Origin of the sequence: Marinobacterium iners, assembly GCF_017310015.1 — a bacterium.
In the GTDB taxonomy this organism is placed as follows: domain Bacteria; phylum Pseudomonadota; class Gammaproteobacteria; order Pseudomonadales; family Balneatricaceae; genus Marinobacterium; species Marinobacterium iners.
This window is the reverse complement of record NZ_CP022297.1, coordinates 434,141-459,766: the sequence shown is the minus strand read 5'-3', so window position 1 is coordinate 459,766 and position 25,626 is coordinate 434,141. Positions and strand designations below refer to the sequence as shown.

Below are 25,626 nucleotides of genomic sequence, written 5' to 3'. Positions count from 1 at the left end.
TTGGGTTAATGTGTTCTAAACTGAGCTGCCCAGAAACGCTGGGCTAATGGCGTTTGTGAGTGTAAATCGGGTATCACCTATACAGACAGAAACATGGAGGTTGCATGGAAGCAGCAATCAGCAAAGCTCTCGAACCGGGACATTGGCATGATGAGCAGCAGGTGGACCTGCGGAGATGGATCGAGCTGAATCAGCAGCACAGAGTTCTGATCAGTCAGATACACAGCGGGCAGGGTGTTGGTCACGACCTGAGCCGAAAGCTAGACCTGATTTGGCACGAGAAGGCGGTTCTGGCCGACCGGCTGCTATCAGCTATAACATCACGGATGTCGGGATAAGCGATGGCCCTGCACGGCATACAACGCACTCGTGCGTCCTATACTTCGAAACAGCGGGTGACTGTCCTGTACTCAGGCAGGCTCAGGGCTACAGTAGGTCGCCCCGGTATCGATCAGCGCGGCCGGGTGGGAGTTTTATCTTGAAACGCCCGTCAACTACGAGGATGAATGCGGGATACCAATCCATCACGAAATGCTGCCTGGGTACTCCGATATCCGTGATTGCTGCTCTCGATGATTTGGACTTTCTCTGTGATATAGACCCACTCATAAGACTCAACAACGGGATCACCGACAACAACCAACAAGGCTCCTTCCCAGTCCATAGGATCCGTCAGCACCGCTGTCGGCTGGTTGTAGCGCCAGGAACGCTTTGCGCACTCGGCAAGAATTCGCATACTGCTCATGGCATCAATCACTCAGACACCAGGCTAAGCGACTCTGTAGCCAGACCCAAAATAATCACAGCGCAATCAGCCTGAATTCACAATGGCGTCGGGGTACATCGCTGACAGCGTTGCACCCCGACCACCAAGTAACATCGAGTTCACCAGATTAACGCCAATTTTGAAATGAAAGTCCCTGCATTGCTCAAGCGCGTCATATGTCCGATATCGGGAACCGCTGTGGGTTAAGTAGTCAATAAAGCCTTCCCCTTGCTCACTGCCGACAACAGAGGATGTGAGCACCCAGTCATCAGGGTCAAACCGGCCAACATTATCTTTCACGACGGTCGCCCGAATACGCACGACAGGATCACCGCTGGCTGGATACAGGTTGAAGAACTCAAGCCTTCGTATTTCACACGTCACAAATGTATTCATGGCTACACCCATCAGTTCGTTCGTGCAATCGAAGCAAAACACCAGTCCATACAGGACAGCAGGCGTGCCATGTTGCAAGCGTCATCAATCCCTCGGTGTGGCTGCCCACCGAACGCCAGGTTGTGATACTTGAGCGCCGACCCCAACCCGTTGCGCTTGCGCTCGCCCGTCGTGTTTTTCCAGATCGTCTTCAGATTCAGGTGCGGCAGGCGCATGAAGCCTGGCATCACACCTTCGCGCATGGACTGAGCTTCGATATGCCGCCGATCATAATTGCCCCAACTGGCCCAGTAAGTCAGGTCAGGCCATTGGTTCAGCCAGGCGTCAATCTCCGGTACGACCTCGGTGAGCAGGGGTGCTGCATCCACCATCGCCTGACTGATCGTAGTGAGTTGCTGGCAGAACGGACTCAACTCAGGATGAACCCTTGGTCGCACGAGAAAAGAACGCCTATCCAGCACTTCACCGATGCGTGTTGCGATCACACAACCGAATTCGATGATTTCCATTTCATCCACGGACTGCCGGCACCCCGATGGGGCAATATGGTTCTCCCAGCAGGTTGCCTCAAGATCCACGATTAAAATCAGTGTCTGACTCATATCAGCAGCTAACCGAAATTCGGCCCATTGAGCGGATTGGGCGCATCATTAAATTCATCAAGGCCGGTTTCGTCCTGCGTCTGCTCAATATCTTCGAGATCGACCAGTTCATCCAAGCTCAGCATTTGCTGGTCGTCGCCTGGTTCCGTTTCCTGCGGTGGTTCGGTCTGCACACTCTCAGCACGCTCACGCTCTAGCGCTTGGTATTCCGGATCCGCCAGAACCGCCTCGATCCGTTCAGCTTCGGTCAGCCGTTCCGGCTCGGACGCATCAAAACGCTGCCCTAGCTTCGCGTGTAGCTGATCACCCTGAACCCTCAAAGCCTTGGCGCTGTTACTATCGACCCGTGCACTGGCGTTAGCCTCGGCCACGGCCTCCAACAGCTGCGCGTGCTCAGCATCTGGTTTGCGCAACCCACTACTGACAAACCGTGTGACGATCGGGTGCTCACGCTCGTACTTGGCAAGATCGTCACGGCACATGCGCGCATATTCGCGGCTGTAACCGGCAAGACGCTGCGCCTCCTTGTACTGGTGCAACAGCGCCGCGTACTGTGGATTTTGCTGCAGGTACGCGCCCACGTTGCGCAGCCCCTGCAGGCGCTGCTGCAGCTGCGCGGCGGGCTGGTTAAACAGTGCAAGCCGCAGGCGCTCGGCGCGTATCTGCTGCTCTACTTGGCTGAGCCGGTCGCTCAGGCTGACCACGTTCGCGTTGCGCGTGCGGATCGCCTGGTTAATTCGGCCGCGCTCCGTTACCGGCTCGTACTGCTGGCCGGTGGCCTCGGCCTTTGCCTGGGCCTTACGTTCCAGCGCGGATGCGGCCTGACCGAGCTTAACGGTCGGCTCAACGTCCAGCCCACGGTCACGGTGGGATCGGTGATCAACACGCGCACTGTGCCCCGCCGCCGCCAGTGCTTCGTTTGTCAGCTCGGCCCAACGCGCACGCCACTTGCGAACCAGCGCCGGGCCGGTCTTTTTTGAATCCAACTCACGGCATTTTTCGGTGAACCCGTCGGCGGTCAACCGGCGGGTGCTGCACAACAGGTGCGCGTGCTGGTTGCGCTTGTCGCCCTTGGCGTGCGGTCGGTGGATGTTCACGTCAACAACACACCCATGTTCGGCCACCACTTCGCGCGCAAATTGGTGCGCCAGGTCGTAACGCTGCTGATCGTTCAGCTCCCACGGCAAACCTAGCTCAAATTCACGCGCAACCGTCGAGTTAACACGAGTTTCAGCTTGTTCAGCGGCATTCCAAAGCGCAGGGCGATCGGTCGCCCACTCGGGCGTACCCTCAGGCAACACAAGCTCGGCTGACACCACACCCGTTTTGCGAGTGTAGTCGTGTATCAGGCCGGTGCGCTCATCGACAATCTTAGTACCAGACCGATACGCCGCTGCGCCGGTCGCACTGCGACCGCTGCTGCGGGAAATCGGTTTAACACTGTTGTGATAGTCGGCCATCGGTCTGCTCTTGATCTTGATTTTCATCTGGCCTCTGGCCAGATCGCACGCAAACAAAGTTTGCATAAGTGCGCCTTTCGGGAAACAGCGGGTGCTACTTTCCTGCAAATGAGTATAGCCAACTATGCTAAACTGGGCAAAGGTTAACCAGTAATCAGGGGTGAACGCATGACATCGAGCAAGCTAGAACAACTGCTGAAACAGCAGGAGCAACTAAAGGCCCGTATACAGCAAGAGAAATCGAAAGAGCGCAAGGCCGAGCGACAGGCCGACAACCGGCGAAAAATGCTGATGGGTATCGCACTGCAGGAAGCGGTTAAAGCTGGCTCGATTGACCAGCAGTGGATTAATCAGCTACTACACACCTACATTAAAACCTCTCGGGACCGTGAATTTCTAGGCCTGGAACTTGTAGAAACACCTACCTCCGAGGGACGGCAGGAGTCCGCTCAGGAGGTACATCCGGGCAAAAATGCGACCGAGAATACCCAAAAAGAACCAGAGCCGGAAACCCAACTCGATCCAGCAGATCCACTATTACCGGGACAGGGACAGGGACATGGACATGGACATGGACATGGTACGCCACAGTAATGCAGTTGTAGCCGCATCGCCTGCGGCGCTGTGCGCCCGCCCAACAAACTCAATGCCTGCACGCGCCGCTGCGTTAGCCAGGCTAATGGTGCCGTAGCGGTTTGTCGCGCCGTATACGTCCGCGGCACGGTACATAGCGCACCGTGTGTCGAGACCGCGCACCCAGTCGGCCGGATCACCATGCGCTGCTGCGGTTTGCACCAAAATGCGGGCAAAGGCATCCTCCTCATCCGTGTTCGCTTTTAACCACCAGTCCAAACTCTGCAGCCCGATCATCCGCGTTGTCGTCAAACATGCGGCAGGCTTGGCGCTCCTGCTTCAGTGTCGCCAACGCAGAAAAGAAACAGCCTTCGCACAGGTGCAACTCGTATCGTTCTCCATCATGGCGGGACCCATACCCCCAATCAGCGTTGAGCACACCAAATTGAGGGGCATGCTTACCTTCACTCGATGTGCTGTCACCACAGATATCACAGCGTACATCTTCAACGACATCTACAAGCTTCTGCGTCATGATTCTCATGGGTGCGTCCTCTCTGTATCGCTCCTGTAGAGGTTCTACCAGACTACCCGGCAGGTCAAATCGTGCTTGATCACACTGGATCTATCGGTGCCACCGGCCGAAAAATGCCGGTCTTGGTCATCTCGCGTCGAAGATCAAAACGCTCAAGTGCAGCAATCGGATCTACCTGTTCCAGTTGCTCAAAATTCAGTTCAGCAAAGCGGGCTTTATCTATCGCCACTGAGAGCAGGTAGTCGCCGTTGATATGCCCGGTGGCCGGGTCCAGCCGCTGAGAATATCCCGAGACCACTACCCGCTCGATTCCCGGCAACAGCCCCAGCACAACACCCGCCAGTCTCAGTACGATACCGTGGATATGTCGGGCGTATTCCTCTCGGCGTTGGCGATCGGATTTGTCCTTGATTAGCAGGCGGCGGTTACGGGCACCAAATTCAGCGCTGCGGGCCGGGATGTCTTCGATCTCGGGCAGGTCCACATCCAGATACACACCCTGGCTGGCCAGGTCGATATCAAAGTCCACCAGGGTTTCGCGCGGCCAGTCCAGATCACTGAACTCCGCTGTAAGAATGTCGACCATCAGGTCTTCATCGGTTTTGAGTCGCTCCGCGAACATCTGCGCCAGTTGAGTCTGCGCTTGCTGATGAGCTTCCCATGCCCGATTCCATTCAGCAACCTGTCGCTCATACTGTTGCAGACACTGCTCATAGGTCTTGTCGATCTGCAGGCAATGGTGCTTCCACGCCTCCAGTTCGGACTCCCAATTTTGTAGATCCTGTTCCTGCGCTTGAATCAGTCGCTGCTGACGCCCCGGGATCAGCCGATCCCAGAAGCTGACCTCCAACTCCGGCTTCACTGGTCGCGGGGGACGACGCTCGCGCTCGGGCTTGATGGGAGCCGGTTGTTCAAAGGCTTCGGGCTCGTAATCCGGGATGGCACTTCCCGGCGGCACGATATCCTGATGGATCTCCAGCAGCAGATCCATGTCACCGTTGATGGCGTCCATCTCGGACTGGAGCCAGGTGGTCATGCGATCATCGTAGTCCGACCACACCATCCTACGCTGGGATGCGCTCAATGGCTGACCCTCCTGATCCACCAGGCTCACTTGGCCTCTTTCATCCAGTATTGCTTTGAAAGCCGTCAGCTCTGGCGCTGAAGAGGCGGCATGGTTGCTTTGGCGCTGCTGCTCACGCTGTGCACGCCGCTGGTGACTGGGCGAGCCGGACAGCCGGGTGCGATAGGACATGCCTGTACCAGGAGCGCCAACATTGCCCCAGAGGCCATTTTTACCCAGCGTAACGGACGCACCCCGCACACCGGCAGAGAGGCTGACGCCGCGTTTACCGAGGTTCAGCCGAATGCCCGGCGCCAGACGAATGGTATTACGAAATCGAAAAGCCATAATAGTTGTGTATAGAACATCCTTGTTGTGATGGTCGTCAGATCACGGGGTTAGCCAGGCCAGCGTATCGTGCTCAAATGGGGCCCGAAGCTGCCTTATCGGTCATATCGGCAATGCATGCTGTAGGTAATCCCCCAACTGGTTCTTGCAAACTCCGGTGTTCCGCCATTCAGGTAGCAGGCCTCACGGAAGTTTCTTTCATCCTGCCAAGCGTAACACCCGGACAAGACCAGCATCACCATTGTTGCCAACATGAGTCGGATCCCCTGTTTGATCATATCAACCTCTGGTGGAGTAGCTACATGCCCTTATAGGCGTCACCTGTGAGCAATATGACAGAGCCAAACGACATATCGTGTCGCTCTAATGCAAAACCGCTTTCGATCAACCTGCCGTACAATACCACCATGAAGATCGATGCCCTCACCTCTACGCCTTTGGATGACCCGCTCTACTACCTGCGCAATGCCGAGCAGGTGGTTCGGCTGTGCCTGAGTCAGTATGACGACCTGTTGCTGCAAAACGAGGTACAAGCACTGGAACGTCTGCTGTCGCTGGATCTGCCTGCGCGGGCGTTGTTGATTAGGATGGTGATGCGTAAGGGTACGCTGTTTCGTACCGACGCCTTGCGGTATGACGAGGTTCCCGACTTGGGTGGTGCCATCGAAGCACTGGCTTTATCGGGGCTGGTCGAGACCCAACCCAAGTTATCGCTGGAGGTGCTGTGCCAGCTGAGCCGACGTGACGAATGCCGCGCATTGGCCCAACAGCTGCTGCCTGATGCAACCTTTGCAGCCTCAAGCCGTAAGACGGATCTGGTCACCACCCTGCTGAATGCATTTCCAGATACCCAGCTCCAAACGGTTGAGAACTGGTGGCCTCAAGCCCCCTTTAAGGTCCTTGAGCTGTCATGCAGCGACCTGTTCGACCGCCTGCGGCTGATGTTCTTTGGCAATCTGTACCAGAGCTGGTCCGAGTTTGTGCTGACCGAACTGGGGCTGCAGCAGTTCGAGCCGGTCCCACTGACAGATGAGTCTCGCCCTTTCCAGAACCGGGCGGAAGTGGATCTATATCTGCAGTTGCACCAACTCCAGCAACAGGCCGCTGAGGGCGAGCCGATTGAAGTGTTGTGTGACTCCCTGCCACCAGAGATCGACTGTGACTGGATCGATTACCGCCGCCAGAAGGTGCTGTTTCAGTTGGGCCGTGAGGCCGAGCGCCAGCAGCAGACCGACCTGGCATTGAACCTGTATCTGCAAAGCCAACACCGTGAAGCGCAGTTGCGTGCGCTGAGGATACAGGAGAAGCTCGAGCCGCCGGAGCAGGTGTTTCAGTGGGCCTGTGAGGCGTACGTCCGCATTCCTCAGCCCGAGATCCGCGTCGGACTGCAGCGCATACAGCAGCGCTGTGCCCGTAAGGCCAAACTGGATTTTGCTGTATCCGAAGCTCTGTCGATCCCCACTGAGTCGGTCGTTCTGCCCAAGCCCGCACAGGGCCGGGTCGAGCAGGCCGTGATCGCATCTCTGTCAGACTCGGATACAGCGCTGTTTCATGTCGAGAATCGACTTTTTACCGGGCTCTTTGCCCTGCTGTTCTGGCCAGCCTTGTTTGCACCGGTGCGCGGTGCCTTCTTCAACCCGTTTCAGTCAGGGCCTGCCGACTTGTATCGACCAGGGTTCAATGAGTCACGCGCCGAATGGCTCGATGAAGGCTTTGAGAAGCTCCAGTCGGGCACCTACCCGCAGACGATTCTGCAACGGCTGGATCAGAAGCGGGGTATCAGCTGCTCATTGATCCACTGGCCCAGTCTGACACCTGATTTGGTCGAGAACGCTTTGGCGATGATTCCGGCTGCGCATCTTGAAACGGTCTTTCGTCATCTGTTGCTGGACCTGCGCCACCATCGACGCGGGCTGCCGGATCTCATCGCGCTGAGCCGAAATACAGGACAGTATCGTCTGATCGAAGTGAAGGGCCCGGGTGATCGACTGCAGGATCATCAACGGCTATGGCTGCAGGCGATGCTGCAACATGAGATGCCGGTCAGTGTGCTCAACGTGAGCTGGCATGAACACGAGAGCGTTTCGTGAAGGTCGCATCTATCGCCGGCGTATACCACCCGCTGGAACGAGATACCAAAAGTGCGATGACTCTCGCTGCTTCTATATAGCCTTCCCAACAATCACCCCCATCTTTCTCGCCCTATTCCTCAGGCACATACTCCAGTAAATCGCCCACCTCACACCCAAACAGGTGACAGAGCCTATCGATCGCATCCAGGTCGACCCTCTGCGCGTTTTCCTTGTATAGCAGCGTGATCGTATTGCGGTTCAGGCCGGTTTCCCGCGCGACATCGATGATTTTCATTTTGCGCTCCCCCATCAGGCGAGACAGATGACAACGGACCATTTTCAATCCTGAATATAAATAAGCCACCCAGAATGACATAAAAGCATTGCAAAGATCATTTTGCCGCCTATAATGCCATTCAGGATGACATTCTGTTATTACGAATATGATTTGTGCGCTTAGGGTAACAGCGCAGATTTTGAAAAACCATTTCCGCAGAGGGTACTCACACATGCAAGTACAGAAAAATGGCGCTATGCGGGGGCAGCCCCACCACGATATTCTGCGCATCACAGGCCTGGTGACCCGTATCGATGCTGACGGTGATCCTGTTCATGAGTTACAGCTCAGCTGCTGGTGCATGACATACACTGCATTCGCGACTATAACTTGCCAGATCGACAGCAATGTTCTGCTGCAACATTTCTCACTGGTATACGTGATCGGCTATCGCACCGGGGAAGATACGAACCCGATTCTGACTTTGACCTACATCGGTAAACCTACAACCGATCAAGTCATGAGGCTACCTTGCCTACATTCGCTTCCGCGAAGTCTATCACCGCTACCGGATGTGTCGGATCAGCTTGTCTCTGCGGTAAACAACCTCCAAACATTTCAGCTGCGCCATTTCCTGAAATTCAGCTTGGAACGCAGTGATCGTCTGGAATGTTTTATGTTGTTGCCCGCCAGCCAGCGTGACCACCATGCCTACCCTGGAGGACTGATGACGCATTCGTTGGAGGTCGCCCAGATGGTTGTCGGCATGATCCGATTGAATGAGCCGAACATGCCATTGGTGTGGCAGGAGACGGGGTTTGTTGCCGGGTTACTGCATGACCTCGGTAAAATCAGGGTCTATCGGAGAGGGGGGTTCCAGCAGCCGACCGCATCACTGGTAGACCATGATCAACTCACACTCGAGCTGTGTGCCCATGGATTGGAATACCTGGACCAAAACCTGCCAGACATTGCCGATACGTTACGACATGTTTGGACCTGCGCGTCTCCAGGAGCCCGTTATGGTAAAACTGCCATGACCACGTTGGCGCGATACCTGCGTGATGCTGACGGCCAAAACGCCATGGCGGACAAGCAAAAGCGTGCTTCCCGGAATTATTCACTCAACGGAATGCGCAGCATCAATCAGCAACGATTCTGGCTACCTGGCGATGAGGCTATCGCCTACGAGGCAGCCTGATGCAGATGTTTGAGTAAACCCTGCCGTATTCCATCCGGAGGATAAGCGCTCATGCCCAACTCAATGAAGCATATTACCGAGATCGACACAGGTTTCATGGTCCGCAAATGCGTCAATGGGAGAAAATACCAGGCTTTTTTTGGCAATACACGCCATGGTGGCCGTGATCAAGCGCGTGCAGCGGCAATGCAGGCACGCGATGAGTTGATCAACACGCTCGCGAAAAACCGTACTCTGCGCACCTATAATCCCACGAACGTTACCGGGCTTGCCGGTATTTCCTGGTACTGCAAGCCAAACCAACATCGCAATGGTGCCGTGATCCATCAGTTCCGAGCACAGGCACCCAGTGGATCACGGCGGGCTTTAACGGCCATTTTTTCTGTACAAAAGCATGGTCTCTGGGGAGCCTACTGTTTGGCTGTAGCCTGGCGTATGGAGCATGCATCACCCTATTTGGAAGAGAGACCGGATCCAGCACGGACATTCGGGCACTTTATGCAGCATTATCTGGCCGTTGTCGAAAAAACAAAGCCGGGACGATTGCACGATGAACTGACTACGAGGCTCGATAACCTAGGGGAAGATCCCGGGACAACAGGTTGTATCTTGAATATGAGGTCTAGCTTCGGGATGCATGTGAAACTTCCAAGTCTGGCGGCCTAAAATGGAGTATCTCCCAAGTCAATGGGACTACCCGCGTGAGATCCAGACTTCCAATCCGATACTGCAGGTTCACATCTCACTTTCTGAACCATGAGCACAATAACTGTTCGTTTTTTAGCTATTCTCGAGTTTTTGCGTTTTTTCAGCAATTTGCCGAACCTCACCCTGTCGACTTTTGGTTCAGAATCGCCCTATCTCCAAACCTTGATCGTTAATGCAGGTGCGCGAGATTCATGCCATTTTTTGAACAGGGGTATATATGCTGGACCGAATGTTGAGTATTGATGCAGTGATTAACGTTACGGGACTATCCCGGGCAACCATCTATCGGCAAATGGATGCAGGGGAGTTTCCGCAGCGTGTCAGAATCAGCGGAGGTCGGGTTTCATGGCGCGAGTCAGATATTCAGGAATGGATACAACTCGGAACCGACCGATGGTGTGCACAGCGCAACGGGAACCAATCCGAAGGGGCCTAAAAGCCCCTTCTTCACATCCATAGTTTATTCACCGTCAATCAGCGACTTCCAAACTGGACGTGAATGACGTTAGTGTGCTTCGATTCCTGTATAAATTCTGGCTTATCGGAGCAAAGGTTCGAGAGCATATCCCCCCACTGACACCATATCTGCACCTGTAGTGGCCAGCGATCAGCACGGTTATAGGTAGCAATCAAACGTGGCTCCGCATGGCCAATCATTACATCGACCAACAGCTTGTCGGCACCCAAGTGTTCCGTCAATGCCGTCGTTACCGTTCTACGCACATCGTGAACACCAAAAGGCTCCAAATGTGCTAAAGGAGCATCCAAATTTTGCTCTTTCGTATCACGTCCTTGAAGACGTTTTACCGCTTTTGACAGCACATCAATACCTATGGGCTCCCCAGGCTTGCGTGGAGACTCAAATACATACTGGGAATTGCTGTGCTGCCGTTGTTGACGCAGTACATCCAGCGAATAAGCTGAAAGTTTTATCCGTCTTCCTTGCCGAGTTTTAGATCGATGGTCTGGTAATGTCCAGACTCCATTTTCAAGATCCAACTCCGACCACAGTAGCTGAGAAACCTCACTTCTCCTGGCAGCTGTCGAGGCAGCAAGCTTGATGGCATTACGAGTACTGGCAGAAGTACGGCCTGTATCACAATCCAGTGCCACAAGAAGCTCCCTTAACTCTGGCAAAGTGAGGTAGCGTTTTTTTGGAGGAGCGGGACGCGCCTTGATTTTTCCGGGAGTTATGGTGGCAGCTGGGCTCTCCTCGATTTGCTCCATATCCTCACAATAGGCCAGCAACGCTTTCAGCAATGTCAGGCACTGCCTGGCTTCTTCCCGCGCCTTAATGGCTGCATTCGACAAGACTTCCAATAGCTTGGATCGATTCAGATCCATGACTCGGAACGATCCCAGATCATCCTGCAGGTGCAAGCGCCATCGACGCTGCATCTGTTTGACAGTTTTTTCTGTTGGCAGGTAGCCATTCCGAGTCGGATTCGCAGCATAGTGCTTTATCCAGTACGAAAACGCTTCTTGCATGCTCCATGCCTGAGTGTTTTTAGCGACCTCAGCGGCACGATACGACCGTGGATCAATGCCCTGTTTTACCAGCTGAACAGCTTTACCGTGCAATTCTCTTGCCTGCTTCAAACTTACAGATGGAAAAGTGCCGATAATCAAATCAGGGCGCTTGTTACCCAGTCTGAATCGGTAGACCCAGCGTTTGCTCACACGGTCGCCACGCATTTCGATATACAAGCCTGGACCGTGTGTTGATGATACTCTGATACGTTCAACACTCGCGTTACCTGAGGGTTTCAGTGCCTGTATCTCACGATGAGAACTGAGTATTTGCTGCTTCATCTTAAGCTCTTTTATACGTCAAACTGGCCCACCAGCGGCCCACCAAGCGGCCCACCAAGCGGCCCACCACTTGGCATAGTATAGCGTGAGTCTAGATGAGAATCGATGATACTAGCTGAACAGAGGAAATAATCGTAACATATTGTTTTATTTGTTTATTTAGAGACATTTCGAGACAGAATGAAATTCATATAAACAGCCTGAGATACCAATCCCTTTCCCCTCCTAAGGGGCAGGTCGCAGGTTGGAGTCCTGCCTGGGGCACCAGTCTTTTTGCATCAATCAACTTCTGACGCCCCACCACCCATCGCCACTACCACTCTGTTGCGGCCACTGTTTTTGGCCTGATAAAGCGCATCATCGGCTTTGCGCAACACTCTCTGATAATCGGGGTGACCATCAAAGCAGGCCACACCCACGCTGATGGTGGCTTTCAGCTCTTTGCCATCGTACAGCAGGAAACTTTCCCGCTCGACGCTTTTACGCAGCTTCTCCGCCACAGTCCTGGCACGCGTGGCATCCATATCAACTGCAATGAGTAAGAACTCTTCACCACCCAAGCGGAACAGGTAATCGCCGGAACGGCTGTTGTTCAGCAATATCAACGCCAGCTGTTGCAAGACACTGTCCCCCGCCTGATGCCCATGAATGTCGTTCACTTGCTTGAAGTGATCAATATCAATAGCAAGGACGGCGAAGGCTGTTTTCTGAGTGCGGGACTGGCTGACCTGCTTGCTCAACACTACCGGCATGAACTTCCGGTTCAACAGCCGCGTCAGCACATCTCGACCGGATTCCAATTCATCGTTGCGCTCAAACAAATTGCTGAGGTGAAAGCGTATGCTTTTAACCTTATCCCGCAGGTCTCGCAGCAGATGTACGCGTGAATCCTGGCTGATGGCGATGGTGTTACTGCCATCCGATCCGAAAAGCGGCAGCAGCACACTGTCAATCTCTTCCATGGTATCCATCACCGCGCCGGCCTCAGCCGAGCCCTCAAAGGCATGAATACCTTTGTGACGGAACCATAAACCAAAGTCCGACGACTGTATGCGCGGTAGTTCACTCAGTTGAGTACCAACCGCCTGACTGAACATCAACTGATTTTCCCAGTCGAACAGAGCCGCCCTCTGCTGCTCTTTCTCGCTGGCAATATTCTGGGTTATGGCAAAAAGTCGATAGGCCTCTTCAGATCGCGAATTTCGATCGTGTGACAGGGAGTAGGCGTGCCCCATAACTTCCATTGTCAGATCGATGGTATCCGATGCCAGTCGCATCGCCGCATACTGATCTTCATCTGGCAGATTCGGCACTTCATGCAGCAGCTGAACAAAGCGATCCTTGAGGCAACGCGCACCTCTCAGCACCAGGTGAACAGGTATGCCAATGCGAGCATGCACTTCACCGATCTTGCGTTGTTCCGCTATCAATCGCAGCACATCATCTTCAGTGGTCGAGACAAACAGGCCCGCAACCCAACGCCGCATGGACTGACCCAAACGACTCTGTACTTCATCGTTTGACAGAAACTGTGATGCAGTGGGATCACCCAGCATCTCGCGATAAAAGTGCTCTGACAATGAGCTCGCGTGCTGCTGGGAAAAGTCGATGACAAACTGCTGAACCTCTGCGCTGAAGCGTTGATTGATTGCAGTCCACTCTGTACACAATTGCTCGGTCGAAAAGCGAGGCATGATCACTCCATGGCCCGTAGGAAGGAAACATCAAGTTAAAGTGTATCATGGCCCACGTTCTTATTGATCCGACTCAAAACCTTATGGTTGGCGAACGCACACTAATATTGCTAGTATGCAATCAGGTTTGGCTTTGATGTATGGCCTTTCCCGCTTTCCAGCGAAAGAATCTCTCCCGAAAGGGCAACCACTGTTCGCAGTGGGCGCAAAGCCTAGGGTCTGCAATGGATGAGACTGCCTGGCTACCGAAAGAGAGATTCGCCCTACCCTTATTTCCGTGCTACCTGTCCCGTAATAGACTTCGGGCCTCCCAAATTGCGTTCCTATTTGACCTCATCTTCTCGTCCTTTTGGCAACTCTCGGCTTAGTGCCTTTTCAACCACACCCGCTGACTTGGCGTAGCGTGCCAGCAAGTTATACAGCACCGGAATGATGAAAAGAGTCAGCGTGGCGGCAAACAACAACCCGCCCAGAATGACCACACCAATAGCGGCACGGCTTTCCGCCCCCGCTCCTGTCGCCAGCACCAGTGGTATCGCACCGAAGATGGTGGAGATGGTGGTCATCAATACCGGTCTGAAGCGCATGATCGCCCCCTGGAGAATCGCCTCATGTACGTCCAGACCCTTATCACGCAACTGATTGGCAAACTCCACAATAAGGATGCCGTTTTTGGCCATCAGCCCCAGCAACATGATGATGCCGATCTGGCTGTAGATATTGAGACTGATCCCCGATGCCCAAAGCGCAGCCAGTGCTCCCGTCACAGCCAGAGGCACGGTCAGCATAATAATCAGGGGGTGAATCCAGCTCTCGAACTGAGCCGCCAACACCAGGAAGACAATGACAAATGCCAGTGCAAACGTCAGATAGATCGCCGCTGAAGATTCCTGAAATTCACGGCTGAGTCCCTGATAGCTGACACGGGCTTCAGGTGGCAAATAGTCCTGCGCCAGCCCGTTAAGGTAATTCAGTGCCGTACCCAGGTCATAGCCGGGCGCCAGTGAGCCACTAATAATGACGGCAGGCAAGCGGTCGATGCGCCGCAGGTCTGGGTTCGCCCCCACCTCCTCTACATCCACCAGTGCCTGCAGCGGAATCAGGCCGCCCCCTTCACGCGGGCGAAGATAGATCCGCCCAAGGTCAGCTGGCGTCGCCCTGCTCGCATCCTGCGCCTGTACGATAACATCATACTCACGGCCCCGATCCATGTAGGTGGTAACCTGACGTGACGCCAGTACGGTTTGCAAGGTCAGCCCCACATCTTCAACCGTGACATCAAGATCAGCCGCACGCTGGCGGTCGATGTCAACGCGCAGCTCTGGTCGAGTCAGCTCGAAGTCGGTTTCAAGGTTGATCAGGTTAGGGTTTTCCTGCGCTCGCTGCAGGATCTCTTGGCTCCAGCCTTGTACGCTTTCATAGTCAGGCCCTCCGATTACAAAAGAGACGGGCTGACTGAAGCCACTTTGCCCCAGCCCCGGCGGGTTGATCGGAATCGAGCGCACGCCGGGTACCTGTGCCAGTTTTGGAAATAACTCAGCGGCAATGCTCTGCTGTTTAACATCACGCTGATCCCAGTGGCTAAGACCCAAGATAATAAAAGCGTTGTCAGCTTCACCACGGAAACCGACAATCGACAGCAAGCGTTCCGCGACTCCGTCTTCAAGATAGGGCAGCAGTCGCTGTTCGACCTGGCGCACATGATGCTCGGTATAGTCGGCTGTGGAACCACGCGGTGCCTTGCTGGGCATGATAATGACACCCCGATCTTCGGTCGGCGCCAACTCCTGCGGCAAGCGCGGAAAGATCACGGCTGCCAGCACCAGGCCAGCAAGGCCAATCCCCAGCAAAAGACCGGGTTGACGCAATGAGAAGCGCAGCAACCGTTCATAGCCTCGGTTAAGCGCCCCCAATACACGTTCGCTTGCCATCCAGATCCGGTGTCCCTCTTCCTGCTCTGGACTGTGTTGAAGCCACTTGGAGCACAACATCGGGGCCAGCGTCAGTGCCACAAAACTTGACACGATAACTGCCGAAGCCAGTGTGAAGCCGAATTCGCTGAACAGGCGACCAATATTCCCGCCCATAAATGAGATCGGCACGAATACCGCCACCAGTGTCAGCGTGGTGGCGATCACGGCAAAGGCAACCTGACGCGCCCCCAGATAGGCGGCCACCAGAGGTTTCTCACCCTCATCAATACGACGCTGAATGTTTTCCAGCATGACGATGGCATCATCCACCACCAGACCGATCGCCAGAATGATCGCCAGCAGTGTCAACACGTTGATGGAGAAGCCGAGAAAGCCAAGACCGATAAACGCACCGATGACCGCGACCGGTATGGTCACGGCCGGTATCAGAGTAGCCCGCCAGGAACGCAGGAAGATGAAGATCACCAGTATCACCAGTGATACCGAGATCGCCAGCGTGACCAGAACTTCCTTGATGGATGCGCGAATAAAGATCGATTCGTCATAGCTTTCGGTGATGCTTACTTCAGGCGGAAGACTCTCCCGAATCCGACTCAGCTCTTCCTTCACCCGGTCTGAGACCGCGACCGTGTTGGCCTTCGACTGACGCGTAATCCCCATGCCTATGGCGGTCTGTCCATTGGCACGTAAACGACTGACATCAGACTCAACACCCAGTTGCACATCGGCCACATCGCCCAGTCGCAACAGCACGTTACCGTCACGGCGAATCACCATTTCACGGAACTCTTCAACCCGGTTGAGCCGCCCCTCCGTGCGCACGGTAAAGTCACGACTGACCGACTCCACCGAACCACCGGGTAACTCGACATTGTTGGCCCGCAGTGCCCGCTCCACTTCAGCCACCGTCATATCACGCGCCGCCAACCGCTCCGGGTCCAGCCAGACACGCACGGCATAACGACGCTCGCCGCCAATCCGTACCTCCGCCACACCATCGACCACCGCCAAACGGTCTTTCAGTACCCGGTCAGCAAAGTCACTCAGCTGTGCGGAATCCCAGATATCGGATCTCAGGGTAATCCACATCATCGGTCGTGCATTGGAGTCCGCCTTGCGAACCACCGGGGGATCTGCTTCATCCGGCAATCGGTTAATCACACGGGCCACGGCATCACGCACGTCATTGGCCGCCACATCCACATCACGCGAGGTGGTGAACTCGATGGTGGTGCGTGATTCGCCCTGCTCGGTACTGGATTCAATGGAGCGAATACCCTCAATACCGCTGATTGCACCCTCGATCACCTGCGTAATCTGGGTATCCACAACCTCGGCGGCGGCACCGGTATAGTCAGTCGAAACAGACACTACCGGCGGATCGATGTCGGGATATTCACGCACCGGCAGCTGATTCAGGGCCGCCAATCCAAACACCAGAATAAGCAGACTCATGACCGTGGCAAACACGGGTCGCTTGATGGAAATATCGGACAACACCATGTTCAGGACTCCTGCCGGATCAACTCAGACGCCGGAATGGCATTATCCGTACCTTCAAGAATCTGCAGTGCATCACCACTGGAAAGCCGATCCTGAGCCGTGATCACAACCCGATCTTCCGTGTTGATGCCCGAGAGAATTTCGACCTTGCCCGGCTCACGACTGCCCAGCTGTACCGAACGGCGTTCGGCCGTATTGTCGCCAGTGGCGACGAACAGATAGCGCTCATCCCCCTGCAACAGCACTGCCTGCTCAGGTACGACCAGCGCCTCGCGCTGCCTGAGTGTCAACCGAACCGACATGAATTGCCCCGGACGCAGACGTCCTTCACTGTTGTCGATCAGTGCCCTGACCTTTAGCGTTCGGCTAAGCGGGTCGATTCGGGTATCCAGCTCCGCCAGTTCACCTTGAAACACTTCGCCAGGCCAGCTCGAGGTAACACTGTTTACAGGCTGCCCTGACTGCAACTGGCCGACAAAACGCTCAGCTACGGCAAAGGTCAGCTCCATCTCACCGCTTGCATCCAGAGTGGTCAGCGGGTCTCCGCTTTCAATATAGGCACCTGGACTGAACTCACGCAGCCCGACTACGCCTGCAAAGGGGGCCACGATACGGTGGTTGGCTGCCCTGACTCTGGCTGCCTGTCGCTCGGCTTCGGCCACATTGACGGTTGTACGCAGTTCATCCACCTGAGCCTGAGATATGCTGTTGCTGTTGCGCAGCTGCTGGGCTCGGCGCAATTGACGCTGAGCATCGGCCAATCGTGCCTCAGCTACCGCCAGATCAGCCTGAGCCTGACGATCATCCAGCTGCACCAAAAGCTGCCCCTTTTTCACTTGCTGACCGGTGGTGAAATCAATCGCTACAATCCGCCCGGTAACCTCACTGGTCACCACAACTTCATCGCGCGAGCGCAAGGTGCCAACCGCTTCAATTCTATCCCTGACTGTCTGTACTTCTGGCTGGACCACGTGTACGGCTTGAGGACGTTTTTCCCGCCCCTGTTGCTGCTCAACGGGGGCAAGCTGATGCCAGGCAAGAGCCGCCAATGCCGTCATAACCATGATCAACAATCCTGTTAGCCATTGTTTCACGAATTTTTTCTCCCTCTATTGCCCGGGTTAGTGACAGACGATCCTTTGCGGTCTTATCATGCCCACGTCACGTTGCACGCTGCAGCAAAACATATTCAGGTGAACTTTTCACCGTCTGTTAAGCTGCGCTACTGCAGAGTCGGCACCCACATCAGAGTCAACTGACACTGTCAGGTTCCTTACTTTATCTGCTGGCTGGAGTTATCCATGCTTTCTACTCGTTCGTCCCGATCAAGGATCACCCGTCTTACTTTTCTGCTGGGCCTTGCCGTACTGCTGTCAGGCTGTAGCCACGATCGTTACCTGTTTCTGGAGCGTGCCGAGCTGGATCAACTGGAGCAACAGCACAAACTGCAACAGCAGCGCCTTGAAGCTCTTGAAGCTCTTGAAACACGTACTCTTGAGCAGTTTGATGTCATGGAAACGCGCCAGCAGCTGCGCCAGCAGGCACTGCTCGATCGTTTGAACCGACAACAGGACCTGATTCAGTCACTGCCACAACAGCAGGCAAGCATTTTGCCACCGCAGCCAACCACCAGCGAACCGTCCGCTCGTCTCAAGGGCAAACTGGTGGTGGGTGAGACGGAACCGATTTACATTGCCGATCCAGGCCTAGTCTATACTGCACGCATTGACAGCGGAGCCACAACCTCTTCCCTGCATGCACTCAATATCCAGCGTTTTGAACGCAACGGACAGCCTTGGGTCCGGTTTGATATCAGTGTACCCGGCCGTGATGAAACCCTGACCATGGAGCATGAAATTTCCCGACGTGCTCGCATCATACAATCAAACACCGATGACCCCGAACGACGCATTGTCGTAGAGCTGCCGTTCATGATTGGCGATCACCGTGACCTGGCTGAATTTACCCTGAGCGATCGCAGCCACCTGACCTACCCGGTACTGGTTGGACGCAATATCCTGCGTGATGTGATGCTGATCGATGTGGGCCAGGAGTTCGTGACCGAGCTGCCCGAAGGCCTCAATACTGAACAGGGAGCCAAAACACCTTGAGCCGACATTCCAAAGCCCCGTTTTATATTGCAACAGGCCTGCTGATTCTGGCCGGCGTTCTGCTGGCCGTTCTGCGTCATTATCAGCTGGGGGTTCCTTGGCTGCCAGGGCAGCAACAGCCTGTCTGGCTGGTCGAAGCACGGGTCGATTTTCGTGCCTGGGGCGAGCCCGTCACGGTCAGCCTCAACCTGCCGGACAGTCCGCCGGGATTTTCGGTACTGTCCGAGCAGGCAGCTTCACCCGGTTACGGTTTTGCCATTACACAACGTGGCCATGATCGCCGTGCGGAGTGGACAATCCGCCAGGCAAACGGCCCACAGACACTCTACTTCAAGAGCCGACTGATCGCTTCCGCACAGACCGACACTGAGCCCGACAATACTCCAGTCACCGCCAGCGAAGTTTTTCTGGAGGGACCGGACATTGCGGCCGCACGCTCGGCGATTGAGCTGGCGGGCAGTCGCTCCAGCAATCCGGCCAGCTTCACACGCGAATTGATCACCCTGCTTAACAGCCCAACACCGGACCAGAATACGCGACTTTTGCTGAGTGACAGAACCCGCGCCGAGGCCCTTTACCTTCTCATCAACCACAGCGGCACACCGGCTCGCATCGCCGAAGGACTGCGACTTGAGGACGCTCGCCGACAGCAATCGCTGCTACCCTGGCTGCAGGTACATGACGGCAAGCGCTGGCTCACGTTCAACCCACGTACCGCTGAGCAAGGGGTGCCGGATGATGTATTGCTCTGGCGGCAGGAGGCCAGTTCATTACTGGATGTAACCGGAGGCAGCAACTCGGTGGTCAGCTTCTCAATGTTGCGTCAGACAGTTCCCGCCCTGCAGATCATCCGCGCCGAGGCTGACGGGCAGGCGTTCGGGGCCTTCAGCCTGCATCAACTCCCGGTTGAGCAGCAAGGCATGTTCCGCATGCTGTTGTTGCTTCCGTTTGGTGCACTGGTGGTCTGCCTGATGCGAATAGTGGTTGGCATAAAGACTTCCGGCACATTCATGCCGGTATTGATTGCTGTGGCCTTTGTGCAAACCTCTCTACTGCCAGGCCTAGCGGCCTTTATCGGCGTGGTCACACTGGGGCTCTTGATGCGAGGATATCTATCCAGCCTGAACCTGCTGCTGGTATCACGCATATCGGCTCTGATTGTACTGGTGCTGTTTATCACCGCTGGCATCAGTATTATCGGCTACCAAATGGGCTACAGCACCGGCATGACCGTCACACTTTTCCCGATGGTCATTCTGGCCTGGACCATTGAGCGCATGTCGATCCTGTGGGAAGAAGAAGGTGCTCGCGAGGTGGTTACTCAGGGCTTTGGCAGCCTGTTGGTCGCCATTTTTGCATTCCTGGTGATGCGCGCGCCGCTGGCAGAGCACCTCAGCTTCAATTTTCCCGAGCTACACCTTGTAGTACTGGGGCTAATCCTGCTGCTGGGTCAGTATACCGGTTACAAGCTCACCGAACTGCGCCGATTCACCCCGATGAAAAGGTACGACTAATGGGCTGGTGGGGCGATTGGATCAGCCCGCGCCGCATGAACCGGCTCGGCATCCTCAATATGAACAAGCGCAATATTGACTATATTGCGCGCTATAACGACCGCAGTGCCTACCCACTGGTAGACAACAAGCTGTTGACCAAACAGACCGTGGCAGAGTATGGCGTCGCCACACCTGCTCTGCTGCAGGTGGTGCGTGAGCAGCACGAAATTGGCCACTTCATGGAGCGGGTTAAAGGGTTCGATGGCTTTGCCATCAAACCGGCCAAGGGCTCCGGCGGCAAGGGCATTCTGGTGATCGGCTCGCATGAGGGTGAGCGCTTTATCAAAGCATCCGGGATGGAAATTTCGCTGCAGGAAATCGAGCGCCACCTGTCCAATATTCTGGCGGGGCTCTACTCACTGGGCGGCGCCCCCGATGTAGCCATCGTTGAGGCTTTGGTACGCTCCGAACCAGGCCTTGCACGCCACTCTTTTCAAGGTGTACCGGACATTCGCATCATCGTGTTCCAGGGCTATCCCGTAATGGCGATGCTGCGGCTGGCAACGCGTGCTTCAGATGGCAAGGCCAACCTGCATCAGGGTGCAGTGGGTGTCGGGCTGGATCTTGCCAACGGCCGCGCCCGCAACGCCGTGCAGTTCGACCGTCCATTGACGCTGCATCCCGATACCGGCCTTGAACTCAACAGCATCGAGATCGAAAGCTGGCAGTACCTGCTGAACATGGCCAGCAGCTGTTATGAAGCCACCGGGCTTGGCTACATGGGGGTGGACCTGGTCGTCGACGCATTGCGTGGCCCGCTGCTGCTGGAGTTGAATGCCCGCCCCGGGCTAGCCATCCAGATTGCCAATGGCAAGGGCCTGCTGCCACGCCTGCAGGCGGTTGAGGCACTGCGTCGTCCTCACCTGACCCCCGAGGCACGAGTCGAGTGGGCCATGCAGCAGGCTGGCGCCAAGCCGGGCGATATTGATCCTGCACCGCTCTGCCTGGTAAACAGCATCCTCAGTGAGCAGCAGCGAACCCCGGCAGACGGCTGACCCTGGTCACCAGCACGACACCAAGCAGTGACATCGCACCGGTTGCCATCCAGGTCCAGTGCCAGCCACCAGCCTGAGCTGCCAGCCAGGCGATGGCTGGCGGCGCCACAAACTGACCAAAAGCCGACCACTGCAACATCCAGCCAACACAGGTCGACACCACCGAACTGTCCGGTGCCAACCTTACCGCCAGCGAGAACAACGCTCCCGGTACCATGCCGCCGATGGCCGAAAACAGCAGTACAGCAAGGTAACGCAGCCAAGGGAAGTCAGCTGTCAGAGCCGAGAAAGCAAACCACGTGGTCATTGCCATTACAGCAAAACCGCCATAAAGCAACTGCCTTGCCCCTACCCCCACATGCAGCAAACGCCCCGACAGGACATTACCAATAATGTTGACCACCGCCGCCAGAGCCGTCAGCGGGCCCACCAGCCCGGCACTGATGCCCGCCTCGGAATAGATTGAGGGCAGAAAGCCGATGACTGAAAGCCACTGACCGGAATAGGTGGCGAAAATCATCGCCACCAGCCAGGGGCCCGGATGACTCAGGGTCAGTTTCAGCCGCCCCAGCACACGTCCCAACGCACCACCTACCGGCCCCTCCTGGCGCGTATGCAGTTGCTGATCCGGTGGCACGGCACGCCAGACCCAGAACAGCATCAGCAGCGACAACAGTGCCATCAATATCCACCAGCCTTGCCAGCCCACCTGTGCCATTACCCACGGCCCAGCCAACAAGGCCGTGCCGGTGCCCAGCCCCATATAGCACCCCCACCAGCCAAGCCGCAGGCTCAACTTCTCTGCCACCACCAGGTGCCGAATCAGCCCCGGACCGGATAGCGTCACCAGCAGAAAACCGAAACCCTCAATACCCCTCAGCAACAGCAGCATGGCCGCACTCTGTGCCTGGCTGCCGAGCAGGCTGGCGAGCATCAGAATACCCAGCCCCAGCAGTACACTGCGGCGCAAGCCGGCACTGTCCGCCAGCAGCCCGATCAAGGCCCCTGCCAGCATGCCGGCCAGCTGTACCAAAGACAGCAGGAATCCGGCCTCAACCAACGTGACACCAAGAGCATCCTGCAGCACCGGAATGGCTGGTGGCAGTTTTCCGATATGAAGGGCAGCCGTGATACCTGCCAGCATCACAACAAATTCAGGGGCCAGAGACCGCATCCTTAGACTCCAATAAGCAAAAGCCCGGGCACAGGGCCCGGGCTATGATGGCAAAACCGGTTCAGGTGATTAAACCACACCCTGCTCCAGCATGGCATCCGCCACCCGGCGGAAACCGGCAATATTGGCACCCAGTACCAAATTATGTGGCTGGTCAAATGCCTTGGCCGTTTCACTGCAGCGCTGGTAGATACCAGCCATGATCTGTTGCAGGCGTTCATCGACCTGCTCGAAGGTCCACTGTTGCATGCTGGCATTCTGTGCCATTTCCAACTGGCTGGTAGCAACGCCGCCTGCGTTGGCCGCCTTACCCGGGCCATAGTGAATACGCTCGGCGATAAACACTTCCACCGCCTCAGGCGTTGAAGGCATGTTGGCACCTTCACTAATGCAGCGCACGCCATTACCGATGAGTGCGCGCGCATCCGCTTCGGTCAACTCGTTCTGAGTTGCACATGGGAAGGCAGCATCGGCCGTATAGCGCCATACGGCATGGCCATTTTCAGGGTAGGCCTCAACCGGGGTAAACTCCGCTTTCGGATGTTCTTCCAGATATTCGGCCAGCGAGCCACGACGCTCTTCCTTGATCTGTTTGAGGGTATCCAGATTGATACCGTGACAGTCATACAGCGTACCGGTAGAGTCAGAACATGTAACCGGACGGGCGCCAAGGTGATACAGTTTCTCGATGGTGTAGATCGCCACGTTGCCGGCACCGGACACCAGACAGGTTTTGCCCGCCAGCGAGTCGGCATGGGCCTGCAACATGTTCTGGGCGAAGTAGACACAGCCGTAACCCGTGGCTTCCTTGCGTACCAGTGAACCACCCCACAGCAACCCCTTGCCGGTCAGAACTCCTTCATAACGGCCAGTCAAGCGCTTGTATTGCCCGAACAGGTAGCCGATCTCACGCGCACCCACACCAATATCACCCGCCGGCACGTCAGTCGTCGGGCCGATGTGACGGTACAGCTCGTTCATGAAAGATTGACAGAAGCGCATGATCTCCTGATCGGAGCGCCCTTTGGGATTGAAGTTGGCACCGCCCTTGCCACCACCAATTGCCAAACCGGTCAGGGCATTTTTGAATATCTGTTCAAAACCGAGAAATTTGATGATGCCGGCATTTACGGAAGGGTGAAATCGCAGACCGCCCTTATACGGGCCCAGAGCCGAATTGAATTCGATGCGGTAGCCCTTGTTGACCTGCACCTTGCCCTTGTCATCAACCCAGGGAATGCGGAACATGATCTGGCGTTCTGGTTCTACCATGCGCTCAATGATACCGCTGTCCCGGTAGCGTGCTTCTGACTCCAGCAAGGGTTCCAGCGACTCAAGTACCTCTTCAACAGCCTGATAAAACTCTGCCTGGGCGGGGCTGGAAGCCATCAGCTGCGTGATGGTGTTATGGATGTAGGACATCAATGTACCTCTGATGAATGGATTAAAGCTTCACGGGCAACACCAGAGTCGATGAAAGAATGACAACTGGCAGAAACACCCCAGTTGAACAGGCAGAACCGGGACACCCGCCGGAAAAAAGCTCGGTATTATACAGCACCACATTAGTGCAATAAAAGCACTAATATGGCGCCTTGCACTATATTTGTGCAACATGCTGTTGCGATAACATCTACACTCATTTTTTGGTCAGGCACTTCAACCCAGAGAAGCCCGGCGCATTACTTGATCCCAGTCAACGCGACCGAAGATTAACAAGGCCATGATGGAACTCAAGCCCACTGAAAGAGGCACAAGCCATGACACTTACACGCCTGTTGAAACACTCACTGTTGGCACTTGCCATCGGCACTGTGAGCCACTCGGCCATTGCCAATGAGCCGATCCAGCCAATCGAACCGCTCAAGAACGTGAACCTGGCCCTGGCCGAACTGGGCAAGAAACTCTACTTCGACCCACGCCTGTCCAAGTCAGGTTTCATCTCCTGCAACTCCTGCCACAACCTGAGCATGGGCGGCACCGACAATATCAAGACGTCCATCGGACATGGCTGGGCACAGGGTCCGATCAACTCGCCCACTGTTCTTAACTCCAGCCTCAACGTGGCACAGTTCTGGGACGGTCGTGCGGCTGACCTGAAGGAGCAAGCCGGTGGTCCGATCGCCAACCCGGCCGAAATGGGTTTCACTCACGTGCTGGCCGTCGATGTCATTCAAAGCATTCCAGGCTATGTACGTGAATTCCGCCTGGTATTCGGTGATGAAGAGGTGAATATCGACAAGATCACCGATGCCATTGCCGAGTTCGAAAATACGCTGGTGACACCAAACGCCCGTTTTGACCAGTGGTTGCTGGGCGATCAGGATGCCATCACCCCGTTTGAGCGTGAAGGCTACGAGCTGTTCAAGACCAGCGGCTGTGTTGCCTGTCACAACGGCCCGGCAGTCGGCGGCAACTCGTTCCAGAAAATGGGCCTGATTGAGCCCTACCAGACCAACAACCCTGTTGAAGGCCGCGCGGCGGTTACCGGCAAGGATGCGGATCGTTTTACCTTCAAGGTACCGACCCTGCGCAACGTGGAGCTGACCTATCCGTACTTCCACGACGGTGAGGCGGCCACCCTGACCGAAGCCACCGACATCATGGGTCGCCTGCAGCTGGGCCGTAAATTCACCGATGAAGAAAACGCCAAGATCGTGGCCTTCATGAAAACTCTGACCGGTGACCAGCCCCAGTTCCTGATGCCGATTTTGCCACCATCGGTGGATGCGACTCCGAAACCTCAACCGTTTGATTGAAACATCCCGACAGAGGCTCTCTCAGAGCCTCTGTCGCTTGCTTCAAGTTTCCTGCCCCGTTACTCTCCTGCAACACCTTTTCTCTGA

24 protein-coding genes, 1 pseudogene and 1 riboswitch are annotated in these 25,626 nt (G+C 55.6%); of the genes and pseudogenes, 11 read left to right on the top strand and 14 right to left on the bottom strand.

The features are described from left to right. Positions 1–104: 104 nt before the first annotated feature. The gene (locus CFI10_RS02295; RefSeq protein WP_206838853.1) at positions 105–338 is read left to right on the top strand and encodes a hypothetical protein; all 234 of its coding nucleotides are present in this window, start codon (positions 105–107) and stop codon (positions 336–338) included. A 152-nt stretch (positions 339–490) separates the two neighbouring features. On the opposite strand, the gene CFI10_RS02290 is transcribed toward CFI10_RS02295, so the two are convergent. From CFI10_RS02290 to mobQ, 4 genes are read right to left on the bottom strand one after another with little or no spacing between them, the layout of a single operon-like run. After that, entirely contained in the window at positions 491–757 is a 267-nt protein-coding gene (locus CFI10_RS02290; RefSeq protein WP_206838851.1) for a hypothetical protein, read from the bottom strand. A gap of 54 nt (positions 758–811) precedes the next feature. After that, positions 812–1,162, bottom strand: coding sequence for a hypothetical protein (locus CFI10_RS02285; RefSeq protein WP_206838849.1), 351 nt, complete (start codon positions 1,160–1,162; stop codon positions 812–814). 11 nt (positions 1,163–1,173) lie between these two features. Further along, entirely contained in the window at positions 1,174–1,764 is a 591-nt protein-coding gene (locus CFI10_RS02280) for a 3'-5' exonuclease (RefSeq protein ID WP_206838847.1), read from the bottom strand. Positions 1,765–1,772: 8 nt separating this feature from the next. Continuing rightward, positions 1,773–3,290, bottom strand: a complete 1,518-nt coding sequence (gene mobQ / locus CFI10_RS02275; protein WP_206838845.1) for a MobQ family relaxase — start codon at positions 3,288–3,290, stop codon at positions 1,773–1,775. A 102-nt stretch (positions 3,291–3,392) separates the two neighbouring features. Here mobQ and CFI10_RS02270 point away from each other — a divergent pair, with 102 nt between their 5' ends. Next, complete coding sequence (locus CFI10_RS02270) at positions 3,393–3,818, top strand: hypothetical protein (RefSeq protein WP_206838843.1); 426 nt, start codon at positions 3,393–3,395, stop codon at positions 3,816–3,818. Here CFI10_RS02270 and CFI10_RS02265 read toward each other — a convergent pair. From CFI10_RS02265 to CFI10_RS02255, 3 genes are all read right to left on the bottom strand, one after another. After that, on the bottom strand, positions 3,762–4,076 hold the full coding sequence (locus tag CFI10_RS02265) for a 3'-5' exonuclease family protein (protein ID WP_206838842.1): 315 nt from the start codon (positions 4,074–4,076) through the stop codon (positions 3,762–3,764). The two genes, CFI10_RS02270 and CFI10_RS02265, sit on opposite strands and share 57 nt — an antisense overlap. Then, complete coding sequence (locus tag CFI10_RS02260; RefSeq protein ID WP_206838840.1) at positions 4,045–4,341, bottom strand: hypothetical protein; 297 nt, start codon at positions 4,339–4,341, stop codon at positions 4,045–4,047. The genes CFI10_RS02265 and CFI10_RS02260 overlap by 32 nt, the downstream gene beginning before the upstream one ends. Positions 4,342–4,411: 70 nt before the next feature. Continuing rightward, entirely contained in the window at positions 4,412–5,743 is a 1,332-nt protein-coding gene (locus tag CFI10_RS02255; RefSeq protein ID WP_206838833.1) for a DUF4236 domain-containing protein, read from the bottom strand. 407 nt (positions 5,744–6,150) lie between these two features. On the opposite strand from CFI10_RS02255, the gene CFI10_RS02250 reads away from it, so the two are divergent. Continuing rightward, the gene (locus tag CFI10_RS02250) at positions 6,151–7,833 is read left to right on the top strand and encodes a VRR-NUC domain-containing protein (RefSeq protein ID WP_206838831.1); all 1,683 of its coding nucleotides are present in this window, start codon (positions 6,151–6,153) and stop codon (positions 7,831–7,833) included. Beyond that, a pseudogene (locus tag CFI10_RS19435) lies at positions 7,834–7,893 on the top strand (DUF4113 domain-containing protein); the annotation flags it as partial. Positions 7,894–7,945: 52 nt separating this feature from the next. Here the strand turns inward: CFI10_RS19435 and CFI10_RS02240 are convergent. After that, a complete protein-coding gene (locus CFI10_RS02240) occupies positions 7,946–8,152 on the bottom strand; it encodes a helix-turn-helix domain-containing protein (protein ID WP_206838829.1) in 207 nt (68 codons plus the stop codon). 172 nt (positions 8,153–8,324) lie between these two features. On the opposite strand from CFI10_RS02240, the gene CFI10_RS02235 reads away from it, so the two are divergent. The 3 genes from CFI10_RS02235 (at position 8,325) to CFI10_RS02225 (ending at position 10,437) form a co-directional block, all read left to right on the top strand. Beyond that, positions 8,325–9,293, top strand: coding sequence for a TraI domain-containing protein (locus CFI10_RS02235; RefSeq protein WP_206838827.1), 969 nt, complete (start codon positions 8,325–8,327; stop codon positions 9,291–9,293). A gap of 51 nt (positions 9,294–9,344) precedes the next feature. Beyond that, complete coding sequence (locus CFI10_RS02230) at positions 9,345–9,959, top strand: hypothetical protein (RefSeq protein ID WP_206838816.1); 615 nt, start codon at positions 9,345–9,347, stop codon at positions 9,957–9,959. A gap of 259 nt (positions 9,960–10,218) precedes the next feature. Further along, positions 10,219–10,437 (top strand): helix-turn-helix transcriptional regulator, encoded by a 219-nt coding sequence (locus CFI10_RS02225; RefSeq protein ID WP_206838814.1) that lies wholly within the window; start codon positions 10,219–10,221, stop codon positions 10,435–10,437. 38 nt (positions 10,438–10,475) lie between these two features. Here CFI10_RS02225 and CFI10_RS02220 read toward each other — a convergent pair whose 3' ends face one another. The 4 genes from CFI10_RS02220 to CFI10_RS02205 all read right to left on the bottom strand — a co-directional run bounded on the left by CFI10_RS02220 (position 10,476) and on the right by CFI10_RS02205 (position 18,008). Continuing rightward, positions 10,476–11,813: a tyrosine-type recombinase/integrase gene (locus CFI10_RS02220; protein ID WP_206838812.1), complete on the bottom strand. Its 1,338-nt coding sequence runs from the start codon at positions 11,811–11,813 to the stop codon at positions 10,476–10,478. Positions 11,814–12,091: 278 nt separating this feature from the next. Then, positions 12,092–13,507 carry a diguanylate cyclase gene (locus tag CFI10_RS02215; RefSeq protein WP_206838803.1) on the bottom strand — a complete coding sequence of 472 codons (1,416 nt, stop codon included), beginning with the start codon at positions 13,505–13,507 and terminating at the stop codon, positions 12,092–12,094. A 172-nt stretch (positions 13,508–13,679) separates the two neighbouring features. Next, a riboswitch (cyclic di-GMP riboswitch) is annotated at positions 13,680–13,757 on the top strand. Positions 13,758–13,830: 73 nt separating this feature from the next. Then, positions 13,831–16,944 (bottom strand): efflux RND transporter permease subunit, encoded by a 3,114-nt coding sequence (locus CFI10_RS02210; protein WP_206838801.1) that lies wholly within the window; start codon positions 16,942–16,944, stop codon positions 13,831–13,833. Positions 16,945–16,946: 2 nt separating this feature from the next. Next, complete coding sequence (locus CFI10_RS02205) at positions 16,947–18,008, bottom strand: efflux RND transporter periplasmic adaptor subunit (RefSeq protein ID WP_206838799.1); 1,062 nt, start codon at positions 18,006–18,008, stop codon at positions 16,947–16,949. Positions 18,009–18,245: 237 nt separating this feature from the next. On the opposite strand from CFI10_RS02205, the gene CFI10_RS02200 reads away from it, so the two are divergent. The 3 genes from CFI10_RS02200 to CFI10_RS02190 are packed head-to-tail and all read left to right on the top strand — an operon-like array spanning position 18,246 to position 21,606. Then, positions 18,246–19,055, top strand: a complete 810-nt coding sequence (locus CFI10_RS02200) for a putative ATP-dependent zinc protease (protein ID WP_206838797.1) — start codon at positions 18,246–18,248, stop codon at positions 19,053–19,055. Further along, positions 19,052–20,569: an inactive transglutaminase family protein gene (locus CFI10_RS02195; RefSeq protein WP_206838782.1), complete on the top strand. Its 1,518-nt coding sequence runs from the start codon at positions 19,052–19,054 to the stop codon at positions 20,567–20,569. The genes CFI10_RS02200 and CFI10_RS02195 overlap by 4 nt, the downstream gene beginning before the upstream one ends. Beyond that, a complete protein-coding gene (locus tag CFI10_RS02190; RefSeq protein WP_206838781.1) occupies positions 20,569–21,606 on the top strand; it encodes an alpha-L-glutamate ligase-like protein in 1,038 nt (345 codons plus the stop codon). The genes CFI10_RS02195 and CFI10_RS02190 overlap by 1 nt, the downstream gene beginning before the upstream one ends. On the opposite strand, the gene CFI10_RS02185 is transcribed toward CFI10_RS02190, so the two are convergent. Beyond that, positions 21,572–22,780: an MFS transporter gene (locus CFI10_RS02185; protein WP_242530081.1), complete on the bottom strand. Its 1,209-nt coding sequence runs from the start codon at positions 22,778–22,780 to the stop codon at positions 21,572–21,574. The two genes, CFI10_RS02190 and CFI10_RS02185, sit on opposite strands and share 35 nt — an antisense overlap. Positions 22,781–22,849: 69 nt before the next feature. Next, entirely contained in the window at positions 22,850–24,202 is a 1,353-nt protein-coding gene (gene gdhA / locus CFI10_RS02180; protein WP_206838779.1) for an NADP-specific glutamate dehydrogenase, read from the bottom strand. Positions 24,203–24,540: 338 nt separating this feature from the next. Here gdhA and CFI10_RS02175 point away from each other — a divergent pair, with 338 nt between their 5' ends. Continuing rightward, positions 24,541–25,539, top strand: coding sequence for a cytochrome-c peroxidase (locus CFI10_RS02175; RefSeq protein ID WP_206838777.1), 999 nt, complete (start codon positions 24,541–24,543; stop codon positions 25,537–25,539). Positions 25,540–25,626 lie beyond the last annotated feature (87 nt).